This is a genomic window from Paracoccus sp. MC1862 (assembly GCF_016617715.1).
Taxonomy (GTDB): Bacteria; Pseudomonadota; Alphaproteobacteria; order Rhodobacterales; family Rhodobacteraceae; genus Paracoccus.
This window is the reverse complement of record NZ_CP067225.1, coordinates 1,859,138-1,871,570: the sequence shown is the minus strand read 5'-3', so window position 1 is coordinate 1,871,570 and position 12,433 is coordinate 1,859,138. Positions and strand designations below refer to the sequence as shown.

Genomic DNA, 12,433 nt, shown 5'->3' with positions numbered 1-12,433 from the left:
TGTTGACGCAGATCAAGGTTTCGTAAACATTCGCTCAATAGAGGACATGGCCAAGACGGTTTGCCGGATCGCCGCAGGGCGATTCGGCCGTGCTGTTGCGAGACAAAGGACACCAACACGATGTGGGATAGCTTGAAGCTGATCGTGCTTGGCTTGATCGCGGTGTTCGCCGCGATCGCGGCCAACTATGCGCGCGATCTGGCCTATCAGGTCAATGCGCTGACGGTCATGCTGGCCGCCGGGCTGACATTCATCTGGGTTCTGCGCCACATGGACGACCCGAACCGCACGCTGGCGGTCGCGGGCGCGCAGAACGAATATCTTGACGGCCCGATCCGCGTGGGCGTCATCGCGACCGCCCTGTGGGGCGTCGTGGGCTTCCTGGTCGGCGTCATCATCGCGGCGCAGCTTGCCTGGCCGTCGCTCAACTTCTCGGACGCGCTGCAGGGCTTCACCAACTTCGGCAAGCTGCGCCCCCTGCACACCTCGGCGGTGATCTTTGCCTTCGGGGGCAATGCGCTGATCGCGACCTCGTTCTACGTCGTCCAGCGGTCCTGCGCGACGCGGCTCTGGGGCGGCAACGCGGCCTGGTTCGTGATCTGGGGCTACAACCTGTTCATCGTCCTGGCAGCGACCGGCTATATCCTGGGCGCGACCCATTCCAAGGAATACGCCGAACCCGAATGGTACGTGGACCTGTGGCTGACGATCGTCTGGGTCGTCTACCTGATGATCTACCTCGGCACGATCATGAAGCGGCGCGAGCCGCACATCTACGTCGCCAACTGGTTCTACCTGTCCTTCATCGTGACCATCGCGATGCTGCACATCGTCAACAACCTGGCGATGCCGGTCAGCATCTTCGGGTCCAAGTCGGTGCCGCTGTTCGCGGGCGTGCAGGACGCGATGACGCAGTGGTGGTACGGCCACAACGCGGTGGGCTTCTTCTTGACGGCCGGGTTCCTCGGGATGATGTATTACTTCATCCCCAAGCAGGCCGAGCGTCCGGTCTACAGCTACAAGCTGTCGATCATCCACTTCTGGGCGCTGATTTTCATGTATATTTGGGCGGGTCCGCACCACTTGCATTACACGGCGCTGCCGGAATGGGCCGCGACGCTGGGCATGGTGTTTTCCATCATGCTGTGGATGCCGTCCTGGGGCGGCATGATCAACGGGCTGATGACCCTGTCGGGCGCCTGGGACAAGCTGCGCACCGACCCGATCCTGCGGATGATGGTCGTGGCCGTCGGCTTCTACGGCATGGCGACCTTCGAGGGGCCGATGATGTCGATCAAGGCCGTGAACTCGCTGTCGCATTACACCGACTGGACCATCGGCCATGTCCATTCCGGCGCTCTGGGCTGGAACGGCATGATCACCTTCGGCGCGCTCTACTATCTGACGCCGCGGCTCTGGGGGCGCGAGCGGCTGTATTCGACCGCCGCCGTAAGCTGGCACTTCTGGCTCGCGACCATCGGGCTGGTGCTTTACGCCGCCTCGATGTGGGTCTCGGGCATCATGGAGGGGCTGATGTGGCGCGAGGTCGACAGCCAGGGCTTCCTGGTCAACGCCTTCGCCGATACCGTCATCGCCAAATATCCGATGCTGGTCGTGCGGACGCTGGGCGGGGTGTTCTTCCTCGCGGGCGGGATCATCATGGCCTGGAACCTGTGGGCGACGGTCGCCAAACAGCCGCGCATCGCGTCCGATCGCGTTGCCGTTCCGGCCGAATAAAGGGGATCTTCCATGGCACTTCTCGACCACCACAAGATCCTCGAAAAGAACGCGACGCTGCTTCTGGTGTTCTCGTTCCTCGTGGTGACCATCGGCGGCATCGTCCAGATCGCGCCCCTGTTCTACCTGGAAAACACCATCGAGGAGGTGGAGGGGATGCGCCCCTACACCCCCTTGGAACTGACCGGGCGCGACATCTATGTCCGCGAGGGCTGCTATGTCTGCCACAGCCAGATGATCCGCCCGATGCGGGACGAGGTCGAACGCTACGGCCATTACAGCCTTGCCGCGGAATCGATGTATGACCACCCGTTCCAGTGGGGGTCCAAGCGCACCGGGCCGGACCTCGCCCGCGTGGGGGGGCGCTATTCGGACGAATGGCACATCGACCACATGGTGGACCCGCGCTCGGTGGTGCCGGAATCGATCATGCCGGGCTACGGCTTCCTGCGCGACCGGCACATCGACCCGACTTATATCGCGGACCGGCTGATCGCCGACCGCCGCGTGGGCGTGCCCTATTCCGAAGAAATGGTCGCCGAGGCCCGCGCCGATTTCCTTGCGCAGGCGGACCCCGACCTCGACCCTTCGGGGCTGGAGGAGCGCTATCCGGGCGCGCAGGCGCGCAACTTCGACCGGCAGGCGGGCGTGACCGAGATGGACGCGATCATCGCCTATCTGCAGGTTCTCGGCACGATGGTCGATTTCTCGACCTTCCAGCCGGAACAGCACCGCTGAGGGCGCAGGGGGAATGGACCGCTATTCCTTCCTGCGCCAGTTCGCCGACAGCTGGGTGCTGCTGGCCCTGACACTGGTGTTCATCGGCGTGGTCCTGTTCGTGTGGCGGCCGGGCTCGCGCCGGCTGCACCGGGACGCCGCCGAAAGCATCTTCCGCAACGAGACGAAACCCGCCCCCGAGCCAGACGAAAAGGCCAGGGTGGACCGCAAGGAGGGCGAGTGATGGCCGATCCCAAAGACGAGAACCCGCCCCGGGACGAGAGGCCGACCCCGCGCGAACGCGAGGTGGCCGAGAACATCGGCGCGGACATCAACGATCCGCACGAGTCGCCCGCCAACCCCGAGAACCGCATCTCGGTGGAACGGCGCGCGGCGGACCAGGAAAACGCCGAGCAGATCCTCGAGAACATGCCCGAGGTGCTGACCGGGGTGAAGCCGCGGTCGGAACGCGAGCCGCGCCGCAAGATCACGCGCCGCGTGGGCAAGAACGTCGTCGAGGTCAAGTCCACCGGCCACGCTTGGGACGGGATCGAGGAATACGACAACCCGCTGCCGCGCTGGTGGCTCTGGACCTTCTACGCCACCATCATCTGGGCGGTGGGCTACGTCATCGCCTATCCTGCGGTCCCGCTGGTGAACGACTTCACCCGCGGCGTCCTTGGCACCACCCAGCGCGACGACGTCGAGGCCGAGATGCGCCGCTTCGACGAGGCGAACGCGCCGATCGAGACCCGCCTTGCCTCGGTCGATCTGACCGAGATCACCGGCGACCCCGAATTGCTGAACTTTTCCAACAACGCGGGCGCCTCGATCTTCCGCACCTATTGCGCCCAGTGCCACGGCGCGGGGGCGGCGGGGAACCCCGGCTATCCGAACCTGCTGGACAACGACTGGCTGTGGGGCGGCACCATCGAGGACATCCACCTGACGCTGCTGCACGGCATCCGCAGCCCGGACGATCCCGACACCCGCTATTCGGAAATGCCCCGCTTCGGCGTTGACGGCATCCTCGACGACCAGCAGATCGACCAGGTCACGCAATATGTGCTGTCCCTGTCCGACCTGCCCCATGACGAACCCGCCGCCGCCGATGGCGCCGTGGTCTACGAGGAGAACTGCGTGGCCTGCCACATGGAGGACGGCACCGGCGACCGCAGCCAGGGGGCGCCGAACCTCGCGGATGCGGTGTGGATGTACAACGTGGACGGTCGCGGCGACGAGGCGACCATCCGTCGGGTCATCCACGACGGACCCTTCGGCGTGATGCCCGCCTGGTCGGACCGGCTGAGCGAATCCGACATCCGCGCCGTCGCGACCTATGTCCACGGACTCGGCGGCGGCGAGTGACCTTGGCCTCATTCGCCGGCCCGGCGCGGCCCTGACAGGCGCGCCGGGCCGGCGTTGCGGTTCCTCTGTCCACTTTCGGGAGGCCGCCCTTGACGAACCGGCTCGCGTCCTCTTGCATGAATCATGCAGGGGGTGCGACAAACAGTCCCTGAAAAGCCGGCCTGCTTGTGCCATATATGGCAGGCTGCTGGCACTTGATGGAGGTCAAGGCCACCGCTGCAGGGCCCGCCCCTGCACATCAGGAGTCGCATATGTCCACCGTCGAGCAGGAACCCCCCCGCCTTTACGCGGCGCGCGAGCCGATCTTCCCGCGCCGGGTCAGGGGCAACTTCCGCAATCTCAAGTGGGTGCTGATGGCGTTGACGCTGGGCATCTATTACATCACCCCCTGGATTCGCTGGGACCGGGGGCCCGGGATGCCCGACCAGGCGGTTCTGGTGGATCTGGCCAACCGACGCTTCTTCTTCTTCTGGATTGAGATCTGGCCGCACGAATTCTATTTCGTCGCCGGCCTTCTCATCATGGCGGGGCTTGGGCTGTTCCTGTTCACTTCGGTCCTGGGCCGGGTCTGGTGCGGCTATTTCTGCCCGCAGACCGTCTGGACCGACCTCTTCATGATGGTCGAGCGCCGGATCGAGGGCGACCGCAACGCCCGCATCCGCCTGTATGAGCAGGGCTGGGATGCCCGCAAGGTCCGCCTGCGCGCGACCAAATGGGCGGCCTGGCTGCTGATCGGCCTGCTGACCGGCGGCGCCTGGGTCTTTTACTTCGCCGATGCGCCGACGCTGCTGCGTGACCTCGTGACGCTGAACGCCCATCCTGTCGCCTATATCACCATTGGCATCATGACCGCGACCACCTTCTTCTTCGGCGGCTTCGCGCGCGAACAGATCTGCATCTACGCCTGTCCCTGGCCCCGCATCCAGGGCGCCATGATGGACGAGAACACCCTGACCGTCGCCTATCGCGAATGGCGGGGTGAGCCTCGTGGCAAGATCGCCAAGGGTCAGCCGACCAAGTCCGACATCCCCCCCGGCGCCAAGGGCGACTGCATCGACTGCCTTGCCTGCGTGAACGTCTGCCCCATGGGGATCGACATCCGCGACGGCCAGCAACTGGAATGCATCACCTGCGCGCTGTGCATCGACGCCTGCGACGACGTGATGGCTAGGATCGGCAAGCCGCGCGGGCTGATCGACTACATGGCGCTGAAGGACGAGCATGCCGAGAAGACCGGGCAAGAGGGCGAATCGCTCTGGAAGCACGTCCTGCGTCCGCGTCCGCTGCTGTATTTCACTCTCTGGGGCGCGATCGGCGTCGGGTTGATCGTGGCGCTGTTCCTGCGCGCGCCCTACGACCTGAATGTCTCGCCGGTGCGGAACCCGCTTTACGTCACCATGTCCGACGGCTCGATCCGCAACACCTACGAGCTGCGGCTGCGCAACATGCAGGGCGAAGAAAAGACCTTCGCCGTGGGCGTCGAGACTGCCGGGGGCGAGATGCTGCCAAACGCACAGATCACGCTGGAAGGCGGGCGGGACACGGTGGCGGTGCCGCAGGACCAGACCTTCGAGCAGCGGGTCTACCTGACGGCCGAGCCAGGCTCGGCGCTGGCGACCAGCGGCCAGACCCCTCTGACGATGTGGATCGAGGACGTGGACTCGGGCCGCCGTGCCGCGGTCGAGACGGTCTTCCATGGAACGGAGCGGTAGGATGACGCGGGAACTGACCGGGCGGCATGTGCTGGCGATCACGCTGACCGCCTTCGGCGTCATCGTCGGGGTCAACCTGCTGATGGCCTTCAAGGCGGTCAGCACCTTTCCGGGGCTGGAAACGCCGAACAGCTATGTCGCCTCGCAGCGCTTCGACCGGGAAAGGGCAGCCCAGGCGGCGCTCGGCTGGACGGTCACGCCGGAATATGACGGGCGCGAGTTGACGCTGATGGTCCGCGACGCCCAAGGCAACCCGGGCCGCGTCCAGTCGCTGAGTGCGACCGTCGGCCGCCCCACCCATGTGCGCGACGACCAGGTGCCGCAGTTCATCTATGAGAACGGGCTGTTCCGCGCGCCCCTGGCACTGGCCCCCGGCATCTGGAACATCCACGTCACGGCCAAGGCCTGGGACGGGACCGAGTTCCGCCAGCGCATCGACCATTTCTCGGGCAGCAGGGTCAGGGAATGACCGACGCGCGGGTGGATTTCGAAAGCCGCTTCAGCGCCTGCCCGGCCTGTGACGCGGCACCTCTGGCGGGCCGTCTGGCGCGCACGGGGCCGGTCCGGGGCGACGTGATCCTGTCGCTGCCGACGGCCCATTGCGCCGCCTGCATCACCGATGTCGAGCGCGCGCTTTCCGCTGTGCCGGGGGTGCGCGACGCGCGGGTGAACCTGTCGCTGCGCCGCGTCGTCGTGGATGCCGAAGGGCTGCGCGCCGAGGACCTGATCCCGGTCCTCGACCGCATCGGCTACGAGGCGCATGAGCTTGACCCCGGCGCGTTCAGCGCCACCGCCGCCGACCGGCAGGGCCGCGACCTGCTGATGCGGATCGGCGTTTCGGGCTTTGCCATGATGAACGTGATGATCCTGTCCATCGCCGTCTGGTCGGGGGCGGATGCGGCGACGCGGGACCTGTTTCACTGGATCGCGGGCGCCATCGCAGTGCCGACCACGATCTTCGCGGGCAAGCCGTTCTTCGTGAACGCCTGGCGCTCGGTCCGGGCGGGGCGGCTTGGCATGGACGTGCCGATCTCGCTGGCGCTGATCCTCGCCAATGCGATTTCCATCTACGAGACGCTGAACAGCGGCCGCCACGCCTATTTCGACGGCGCGGTGACGCTGTGCTTCTTCCTGCTGATCGGGCGCTACCTCGATTATCGCAGCCGCGCCGTGGCGCGATCCGCCGCCGAGGAACTGACGGCGCTTGAGGTGCCCCGTGCGGTCCGGCTTGAGGACGGGGCCGAGGAAACCGTGCCGGTGTCCGACCTCAAGGCGGGCGACCTGATCCTGGTGCGTCCCGGCGGGCGCATCCCCGCGGACGGGGTGGTGACGGCGGGCGGCTCGGAAATCGACCGCTCGCTGCTGACGGGCGAGTCCGTCCCGGTCGCAGCCCATCCCGGCGACGCGCTGTCGACGGGCGAGGTCAACCTGACCGGCCCCCTGACCCTGCGGGTGACGGCGGCCGGGCGCGACAGTTCGCTGTCGCGGCTGACGGCGCTGGTGGCGGCGGCGGAATCGGCGCGCGGGCGCTATACCTCGATCGCCGACCGGGTGAGCCGTTTCTATGCGCCGACGGTGCATCTGCTGGCCTTTTTCAGCTTCCTCGGCTGGCTCTGGGCGACGGGCGACCTGCGGGTGGCGCTGAACGTGGCGGCGGCTGTGCTGATCATCACCTGTCCCTGCGCCCTGGGGCTGGCGGTGCCGGCAGTCGTGACCACCGCCTCGGGACGGCTGTTCCGCAAGGGGCTGCTCATCAAGGACGGCACCGCGCTGGAACGTCTGGCCGAAGTCGATACCGTGATCTTCGACAAGACCGGCACCCTGACCATGGGCACGCCGGAGCTTGCCGGCGACGGCGGCCTGGACGCCGAAAGCCGCGCGCTCGCGGCGGCACTGGCCGGGGCCTCGGCCCATCCGCTGTCCCGGGCGCTGGCTGCTGCCATCGAGGAGCCTGCGGCGAAGGTCGAGGACCTGCGCGAGATCCCCGGCCACGGCGTCGAGGGGCGCTGGCAAGGGCAACTCGTGCGGCTCGGCCGCGCCGACTGGATCGGGGCTGCGGATGACGCGCCGGGTGCCGCGACCTGGCTGCGGATCGGCAAGCGGGTCAGCCGCATGGACTTCACCGACAGCCTGCGGCCGGGCGCCGCCGAGACCGTGGCGCGGTGGCGCCATGCCGGGCTGCGGGTGATGATCCTGTCGGGCGACGGCGCGGGTGCCGTGTCCGACATCGCCGCGCGGCTGGGGGTCGAGGAATGGCGCGCGGGCGTGACCCCGCAGGAGAAGGCGGCGGCGGTGGCCTCGCTTTCGGCCGAAGGACGGCACGTCCTGATGGTCGGCGACGGGCTGAACGACACGGCGGCGCTGGCCTCGGCCCATGCCTCGATCTCGCCGGCAAGCGCGCTGGACGCGGCACGGGTGGCGTCGGACATGGTGCTGGTCGGCAAGGACTTGGGGCCGATCGCGGATGCCGTGGGCGTCGCGCGCTCGTCGATCCGGCGCATCCGCGAAAACTTCGCGCTGTCCGGCTTCTACAACATCATCGCGGTGCCGGTCGCGCTGGCGGGGCTGGCGACCCCTCTTATCGCTGCGCTGGCGATGTCTCTGAGTTCCATTGCCGTCACCCTGAACGCGCTGAGGGTCCGCTGATGGAGGTGCTGCTGTTCCTGATCCCCGTCTCGCTGTTCCTCGGTGGGCTGGGGCTGGTGGCGTTCCTGTGGACCTTGCGGAACAAGCAGTACGAGGACCCCAAGGGCGACGCGCACCGCATCCTCAGCGACGAATGGGACGACCGGCCCAAGCCGTGAAGGCTGCCTGCGGGGCATGATTGAAGAAGATGCGGCATCTGACCTGTGACGACTTTCAAGGGCACGATGATCCTGTTGCGGCCCTGCGGCTGACGCATACGCTTGTTGCACCGCCGGTCCGGAGGCTGTCTGCCCCGATCGCCGTATACGACGATCCCCGAAGATATTTGTGCGATGAAGAAGGACACCGGGTTGCCCTGCCGCTTGACTAGGCGATGCGGATACCCGCGTGACCAACTGGTTCTGCGGTGACGGGGAACATAAGGGGCGAATGGCGCATTGCCGGGATCATTGATCGGGCGCGGCAAGCTTGATCCATCGGAACATCCGGGAAAGGGCGGCCTTTGACCGGAAACGCCGGTGTTCCTGCGCAATGAAGTTGTTCCGGCGTATCGGGGGGCCGTTGACGATCGTGCACCGGCAAGAAAAAAGGCCCGGTCTCACCGGGCCTTTGTCACCGTCGGCAGCGGTCGCTCAGTTCCCCAGCACCTTGCAGCGCTGTGAGCGGGCAGCCAGCTTTTCGCAGGCGAGATTCGCCGCGTCGCGGGTCAGGCCCGAGAAGTTCGCCTCCCACCCTTTCGGAGTGTTGCCGACATGGCGGTTGGCGTTGTTCAGCACCGCGCTTTCCTGCAGGGCGGTCCGCAGCAGAAGCTGCTCGGCCTCGGCCTTGGTCTTGTAGCGGCCAAGCGTGATGCCGTGATTGCCGCGGCCACGCGTCGAGGGGCGGGACACGATCTCGACCGCCTCGGGTTCGGAGCGGTCGCCTTCCTCCTCCTCCATCGCGGCGAGGATCACCGTGTCGGACTTGCGCACGGGCTTGTCCGACGCTGCCAGCCGGGTGCCTGCCAAGGGCGCGGCGTCCTGCTTCGGCGCTGCCGCCGCCACAAAGGTCGAGCCGGGGGTGCGCGGCGCCTTGGCCATCGCGGCCGGTCCGCTGCGTGGGGCGGGGGCGGGCCGGCTGGCATCCACGATGGCGCCTGCGACGGCAGCCTCGACGGCGGCCGGGTCCGCGGCGGCCAGCCTGACCGGGGCGGCAGCGGCAGCGGCAGCGGCAGCGGCAGCCGGCCGGCGGGCAGGGCGGGCAGAGCCGACGCTGGCCTGTGCGACCACGGGGGCCGCCTGGGCCGGCGCAGGCGCCGTCGCCTGCCGGCGCTCGGGTTCAAGCGGCACGGTCGAGCCCCTGACGGGCCGGGCCGCGACCGGCGAAGGGACCGGCGGCGCGCTGCGGGCGACCTGCACGCTGCGCTTGCGTTCGACCATGTACTCGGGCGGCTCGGGCCGGATCTCCTTGACCCGGGCAGGGGCCTTGCCGAAGCCTGTGTCCAGAAGCTGCGCCATGACCGCGTTGCGCTGCGCCGTGGACTGGCCGCCCATCACCGTGGCGATGATCCGCTTGGACCCCCGCTGGGCCGATGCGGTCAGGTTGAAGCCCGCCGCGCGGGTATAGCCGGTCTTGATCCCATCCGCGCCCTGGTAGCTGTCAAGGAACCGCTTGTTTGTGCTGGCGACCGTGGCGATCCCCGCATCCGCCGAGCGGCGCGAGAAGATCGAATAATACTGCGGGAAGTCATAGAACAGCCGCCGCCCCAGTACCGACATGTCGCGGGCGGTGGAATAATGCCCGTCCTGCGTCAGCCCGTTGGCATTGCGGAAAGTGGTGTTGCTCATCCCCAGCGCGCGGGCCATCGCCGTCATCTGCTGGCCGAACCGCGCCTCGGACCCCGCCAGCCCTTCGCCGATGGCGGTGGCGGCGTCGTTGGCCGATTTCACCGCCGCCGCGCGGATCAGGTAGCGCAATTCGATCTGCTGGCCCGCCCGCAGGCCCAGACGCGAGGGCGGTTGCCCCGCCGCGTGCTTTGTCACCGTGAACCGGGAATCCAGCCGGACCTGTCCCCGCTCGATCGCCGTGAAGGCCATGTAGAGCGTCATCATCTTGGTCAGCGAGGCCGGATGCAGCCGCGCATTCGCGTTCTGCGAATAGATTTCCTTGCCTGTCCTGCCGTCCATGACATGGGCGGCGAAGGGGGCGGCAGATGCCGTCAGAGGTATCAGGGCGGCCATGAAGACAAGCCACCCCGCGATCAGGGTTCTGTGAAGGATTTGCACTGTCCCGGTCTCTCTGCCTGCGGGCGCGTTCTTTATCGCACACCCTTGATTAACAGACTCACGATAGCACGGGGGTTGAGTTGCGAAAACCTTAGAATTGCCACAACCGGAGGTTTTGCGCGGCCTGTTGGCGGCGAGAGGCTTTCACTTGGCGTTTCGCGGTCCTATATTCCATGGCAACCCACCCGTTCAGGACAGAAGCCGCCGTGACGTCGACGCCCGATTTTCCGCGCATGACCGACTCGCCTTCCGATGGCCAGAACGAGTCAGGCATTGCGGTCAAGACCAAGCCAAAGACTCAGCGCCCGCCGCTTTACAAGGTGTTGCTGCTGAACGACGACTTCACCCCGATGGAGTTCGTCGTCCATATCCTCGAACGCCTGTTCGGGATGACACACGCCCAGGCGATCGAGATCATGCTGACCGTCCACCGCAAGGGCGTGGCCGTGGTCGGTGTCTTTTCTCACGAGATCGCCGAAACCAAGGTTGCGCAGGTGATGGAACTTGCCCGCCGCCAGCAGCATCCGCTGCAATGCACGATGGAAAAGGAATAGGTGGCGGGCTCTCGGCTTGAGCTGATCGAGCCCATCGAGGGTTCGGTCCTGCTTATCGGGGCAGGACCGGGGGATCTTGCGGGTTTTGATCCGGCCCGCACGACGGTCGTGCAGGGGTTCCGCCCGTCCTATGATTCGATTGCGGCGCAGGGATTCCAGGTGCTGACCGCTGTCGAGGGGCGGGCGGATGCCGCGGTGGTCTTCCTGCCCCGCGCGCGGGCCGAGGCCCGGGCGCGTGTCGCCGCCGCCGCCGCCGCGCTGGACGAAGGCGCGGCGCTGTGGATCGACGGGCAGAAGACCGACGGCATTGACGCCATGCTGCGCGAGATGCGGGCGCTTGCCCCGGTGGATCAGGTGCAGTCCCGCGCGCATGGAAAGATCTTCCGCGTGACCGTTCTCGGCGGCGACTGGCTGCCCGCCGAGTGGAAGAGCGCGAAACGGATGATCGGCGGCGGCTTCGTGACCGCGCCCGGCGTCTTTTCGGCGGACGGCCCCGATCCGGCTTCCGTGGCGCTGGCGGCCTGCCTGCCGGAACGTCTGCCGACCCGCATGGTCGATCTGGGTGCGGGCTGGGGCTGGCTGTCGGCGCAGGTGCTGACCCGTCCCGGCGTCGAGTTGCTGCATCTGGTCGAGGCCGACCATGCCGCGCTGGATTGCGCTCGTCGCAACGTGACCGACCCCCGCGCCCACTTCCACTGGGCCGACGCCACCACCTTCCGCCTGTCCGAGCCGGTGAACGGCGTCGTCATGAACCCGCCCTTCCACGAGGGCCGGGCGGCCGACCCGCATCTGGGCGCGCGTTTCATCCGTGCCGCGGCCGGGCTGCTGACCGGGGCGGGGCGGCTGTGGATGGTCGCGAACCGGCACCTGCCCTATGAGGCGGCGCTGAACGAGTTCTTCGCCAATGTGCAGGAGATCGGCGGCGACAACCGCTTCAAGGTCATCACCGCGACCGGGGCAGGGCGCCCGAAAAGGCGTCAGCCTTCCTCGGGATAGGCGGCGCGGCAGGCGGCGACGGCGCGTTCGGCGTTCGGGCGCAGCGCGGCGACCCTTTCGCGCAGGTTCGCGGCCTTGCGCTGCTCGACAAGCGGATCGATCGGCACCCGGAACCGCTGGGTGTCGGCCACGTCGCGCCAGCAGGAACGCTGCACCAGCACGCGCTCGCCGTCGCGGTTCCGTCGGATCGTCGGGCAGAAGTCGAACTCGGTCCGCGTCACCACCCGCTCGTCCCAGGCATAGCCGCGCACGAGGTTCCCCTCGACCTCGGCCAGCAGGCGGGACACCGTGCGGTATTCGTCGGTGTTGCGGGAAATGCACTGTTCCTGCGGCGTGCCGCAGGCGGCGAGCGTCAGGCAGGCCAGCGCGGTCAGGGTCAGGTTGCGGCTCATCGGCGGCACCTCTAATCAGGTCGGGTTGAATCCTAGCGCGGCGCCGT

General features: G+C 67.4%; 12 protein-coding genes. 10 read left to right on the top strand and 2 right to left on the bottom strand.

Going from position 1 to position 12,433, the window contains the following annotated elements:
* Positions 1–120: 120 nt before the first annotated feature.
* From ccoN to ccoS, 8 genes are all read left to right on the top strand, one after another.
* Complete coding sequence (ccoN, locus tag JGR78_RS09270) at positions 121–1,737, top strand: cytochrome-c oxidase, cbb3-type subunit I (protein WP_182802855.1); 1,617 nt, start codon at positions 121–123, stop codon at positions 1,735–1,737.
* A 12-nt stretch (positions 1,738–1,749) separates the two neighbouring features.
* Positions 1,750–2,475: a cytochrome-c oxidase, cbb3-type subunit II gene (ccoO, locus tag JGR78_RS09265; protein WP_182790573.1), complete on the top strand. Its 726-nt coding sequence runs from the start codon at positions 1,750–1,752 to the stop codon at positions 2,473–2,475.
* Between the two features lie 13 nt (positions 2,476–2,488).
* The gene (locus JGR78_RS09260; RefSeq protein ID WP_182790572.1) at positions 2,489–2,698 is read left to right on the top strand and encodes a cbb3-type cytochrome c oxidase subunit 3; all 210 of its coding nucleotides are present in this window, start codon (positions 2,489–2,491) and stop codon (positions 2,696–2,698) included.
* Between the two features lie 242 nt (positions 2,699–2,940).
* A complete protein-coding gene (gene ccoP / locus JGR78_RS09255; RefSeq protein WP_234450944.1) occupies positions 2,941–3,822 on the top strand; it encodes a cytochrome-c oxidase, cbb3-type subunit III in 882 nt (293 codons plus the stop codon).
* A 251-nt stretch (positions 3,823–4,073) separates the two neighbouring features.
* Complete coding sequence (gene ccoG, locus JGR78_RS09250; protein WP_182790570.1) at positions 4,074–5,534, top strand: cytochrome c oxidase accessory protein CcoG; 1,461 nt, start codon at positions 4,074–4,076, stop codon at positions 5,532–5,534.
* Between the two features lies 1 nt (position 5,535).
* Complete coding sequence (locus JGR78_RS09245; RefSeq protein WP_182790569.1) at positions 5,536–6,003, top strand: FixH family protein; 468 nt, start codon at positions 5,536–5,538, stop codon at positions 6,001–6,003.
* On the top strand, positions 6,000–8,180 hold the full coding sequence (locus JGR78_RS09240; protein WP_182802852.1) for a heavy metal translocating P-type ATPase: 2,181 nt from the start codon (positions 6,000–6,002) through the stop codon (positions 8,178–8,180). Before JGR78_RS09245 ends, JGR78_RS09240 begins: the two co-directional genes overlap by 4 nt.
* Entirely contained in the window at positions 8,180–8,338 is a 159-nt protein-coding gene (gene ccoS, locus JGR78_RS09235) for a cbb3-type cytochrome oxidase assembly protein CcoS (protein ID WP_182790567.1), read from the top strand. Before JGR78_RS09240 ends, ccoS begins: the two co-directional genes overlap by 1 nt.
* A 474-nt stretch (positions 8,339–8,812) precedes the next feature.
* Here ccoS and JGR78_RS09230 read toward each other — a convergent pair whose 3' ends face one another.
* Positions 8,813–10,399: a D-alanyl-D-alanine carboxypeptidase family protein gene (locus JGR78_RS09230; protein ID WP_182802850.1), complete on the bottom strand. Its 1,587-nt coding sequence runs from the start codon at positions 10,397–10,399 to the stop codon at positions 8,813–8,815.
* A gap of 278 nt (positions 10,400–10,677) precedes the next feature.
* Between JGR78_RS09230 and clpS the strand changes: the two genes are divergently transcribed.
* Together clpS and JGR78_RS09220 are read left to right on the top strand one after the other, a co-directional pair.
* Positions 10,678–10,998, top strand: coding sequence for an ATP-dependent Clp protease adapter ClpS (clpS, locus tag JGR78_RS09225; protein ID WP_182790831.1), 321 nt, complete (start codon positions 10,678–10,680; stop codon positions 10,996–10,998).
* Positions 10,999–11,994, top strand: coding sequence for a class I SAM-dependent methyltransferase (locus tag JGR78_RS09220; RefSeq protein ID WP_182802848.1), 996 nt, complete (start codon positions 10,999–11,001; stop codon positions 11,992–11,994).
* Here JGR78_RS09220 and JGR78_RS09215 read toward each other — a convergent pair.
* Positions 11,976–12,386: a hypothetical protein gene (locus JGR78_RS09215; RefSeq protein ID WP_182790564.1), complete on the bottom strand. Its 411-nt coding sequence runs from the start codon at positions 12,384–12,386 to the stop codon at positions 11,976–11,978. The genes JGR78_RS09220 and JGR78_RS09215 overlap by 19 nt on opposite strands.
* Between the last annotated feature and the right edge of the window lie 47 nt (positions 12,387–12,433).

Coding starts and splice junctions, on each gene's coding strand:
- clpS (WP_182790831.1), top strand. CDS start 10,678: ATGACCGACTCGCCTTCCGATGGCCAGAACGAGTCAGGCATTGCGGTC.
- ccoO (WP_182790573.1), top strand. CDS start 1,750: ATGGCACTTCTCGACCACCACAAGATCCTCGAAAAGAACGCGACGCTG.
- ccoN (WP_182802855.1), top strand. CDS start 121: ATGTGGGATAGCTTGAAGCTGATCGTGCTTGGCTTGATCGCGGTGTTC.
- JGR78_RS09260 (WP_182790572.1), top strand. CDS start 2,489: ATGGACCGCTATTCCTTCCTGCGCCAGTTCGCCGACAGCTGGGTGCTG.
- JGR78_RS09245 (WP_182790569.1), top strand. CDS start 5,536: ATGACGCGGGAACTGACCGGGCGGCATGTGCTGGCGATCACGCTGACC.
- JGR78_RS09240 (WP_182802852.1), top strand. CDS start 6,000: ATGACCGACGCGCGGGTGGATTTCGAAAGCCGCTTCAGCGCCTGCCCG.
- JGR78_RS09215 (WP_182790564.1), bottom strand. CDS start 12,386: ATGAGCCGCAACCTGACCCTGACCGCGCTGGCCTGCCTGACGCTCGCC.
- JGR78_RS09230 (WP_182802850.1), bottom strand. CDS start 10,399: ATGGCCGCCCTGATACCTCTGACGGCATCTGCCGCCCCCTTCGCCGCC.
- ccoS (WP_182790567.1), top strand. CDS start 8,180: ATGGAGGTGCTGCTGTTCCTGATCCCCGTCTCGCTGTTCCTCGGTGGG.
- ccoG (WP_182790570.1), top strand. CDS start 4,074: ATGTCCACCGTCGAGCAGGAACCCCCCCGCCTTTACGCGGCGCGCGAG.